Raw genomic sequence first — 1747 nt, 5'->3', positions numbered from 1 at the left:
AGCGCTGATAACCGAAAGTACGTTTATTATCGGCAGGACGTTTAGAAATCTGTATGGCAACCAAAGCAATTGCTAAAGCAGCTGCATCTGTAAACATATGTGCAGCGTCAGAGAGCAATGCCAAACTTTGTGTGATTAAACCTGCAATCACCTCAACAATTAAGAATGTCGTGGTAAGCGCCAAGGCAATCGTTAATTTTTTAGCATTACCTTCAGTCACTACAGCATGACTATGGTCATGACCATGATGTCCACCCATTTTGCAGACTCCTTTTTATTTATCTTTATGGTGAGTTAAAAGTAACGATGAAGACATCTTTACCTTTAACTCTTACAAACACTTTTTCGACTTAAATTTTGTAATCAAAAAAGATATCTCAAATCGATGACATTATGAATGCTCAACACTTTTCGTCTTGTCTTCATTCATCCATCGATAAATGACCGGTAATAAAACCAAAGTTAATATCGTAGATGAAATAATGCCACCAATAACCACTGTTGCCAAAGGCCGCTGAACTTCTGCACCAGTTCCCGTAGCCAAAGCCATTGGAATAAAACCAAGTGAAGCAACACAAGCCGTCATGAGTACCGGTCTTAAGCGCAAGATCGCCCCATTCCACGTGGCTGTTTGAATATCAAATTTTTCTCTAAGCTCTTTAATAAAGCTCAGCATCACCAAACCATTCAAAACAGCGACACCAGATAATGCAATAAACCCAACACCAGCTGACATGGACAGCGGGATATCTCTTAGCCAAAGGGCAATTAGACCACCCGACAAAGCAAACGGCACACCGCTAAACACCAGTAAACTTTCTTTCACATTATGGAATACAGCCATGAGTAGAATGAAAATCATAGCAAGCGCCAATGGAATAACTATTTTCATTCGTGCAGCAGCTGAAGCTAAATTTTCAAACTGACCGCCATATTCCAACCAATAACCCGCTGGCAGTTGTTCTTTTGCGAGTGTTGTTCTTAACTCTTGAACAAATGACCCTAAGTCACGGCCTTCTACGTTCGCAGTAATAATGACACGGCGCTTCCCATTTTCACGTCCCACCTGATTTAGGCCTGAGGTACGTTCAACTTTAGCTACATCTTGAAGCTGGATGAGCCCACCATTTGGCAACTGAATCGGAAGTTGAGCTAAGTTTTGGATGTTACGCTGCTGGTCTTCTAGGCGAATTTCAAAATCAAATCGTCTATCGCCTTGTAAAATCTGTCCAACATTTTGTCCACCAACACTTGCAGCAACAATATCTTGAATAGCTTTGGCAGATAATCCGTATTGCGCGGCCAGAGGACGATTAATTTCTACACTCAGCACCGGTAAACCGCTAGTTTGTTCTACCTTAACCGCGGTAGCGCCTGAAATTTTTTGCACTTTCTGAGCGAGTGCCTGTGCCTGCTCATTGAGTACTTGCATATCGTCGCCAAAAATCTTGACGCCAATATCACTACGAATCCCTGAAATTAGCTCATTAAAGCGTAGCTCAATCGGTTGAGAGAACTCACTGTTATTACCCGGTAATGTCGCTAAGAAAGCTTCCATACGTGAACGTAGCTCAGCTAGCGTCTCTTTCGGGTTTGGCCATTGATCATGGGGTTTAAGTAAAATGACCGCATCAGAGATATTCGGCGGCATCACATCAGTTGCAACCTCAGCTGTTCCTGTTCGGGCAAAAACAGCTTTCACCTCTGGAAAGTTTTTCAAAATGAGCTTTTCAGTATTTTCCTGCAT

At 42.3% G+C, this 1747-nt stretch carries 2 protein-coding genes; both read right to left on the bottom strand.

Annotated features, from left to right (window positions below; genetic code table 11):
* A partial coding sequence (locus VXQ92_RS16740; RefSeq protein WP_416682580.1) for a cation diffusion facilitator family transporter occupies positions 1-259 on the bottom strand: 259 nt, incomplete at its 3' end.
* Between the two features lie 132 nt (positions 260-391).
* Positions 392-1747: efflux RND transporter permease subunit (locus tag VXQ92_RS16735; RefSeq protein ID WP_416682579.1), on the bottom strand; the 1356-nt coding region annotated here is incomplete at its 5' end.

The organism is Acinetobacter sp. 228 (assembly GCF_048147885.1).
This window is presented reverse-complemented; position numbering and strand designations above follow the sequence as displayed.